At 34.1% G+C, this 355-nt stretch carries 1 protein-coding gene; it reads right to left on the bottom strand.

From position 1 onward, the window contains the following. Positions 1-46: 46 nt before the first annotated feature. Positions 47-355 (bottom strand): hypothetical protein (locus B9N66_RS09775; protein ID WP_219336841.1); only part of this gene is annotated, 309 nt, incomplete at its 5' end.

Raw genomic sequence — 355 nt, 5'->3', positions numbered from 1 at the left:
AAAGAATATCCCAAAGGAATTTCCTTTGGGATTAAAAGTATAGATATTAAAGTACGTGTATTTGATCTTGAACTTCGATTGTAGTTGTACCACTAGTATAAGTAGTATAACCACCAGAACTAGCACCTTTAGTCCAGCTACTTCCAAGAGTAAGCTCATCATTACTATCACCATCTATTTTTAGCTTATTCTCGTTACTATCACGTAATATATCTTGAACATTGCTAGCTGTAAGAGATAAGGTTGTCTTTTCTCCATTAGTCATATCTAGTTTTTCGATATTTTTAACATGGCTAAAGTCTATGCTATTATCAGCTACTTTTAATGTATCAAAGCCAGCTCCGCCGTCGATAGT

It is taken from the genome of Campylobacter concisus, from assembly GCF_002165775.1.
Lineage (GTDB): Bacteria > Campylobacterota > Campylobacteria > Campylobacterales > Campylobacteraceae > Campylobacter_A > Campylobacter_A concisus_E.
Note: the sequence above shows the minus strand (reverse complement) of the source record. Positions and strands in the feature narration are given on the sequence as shown.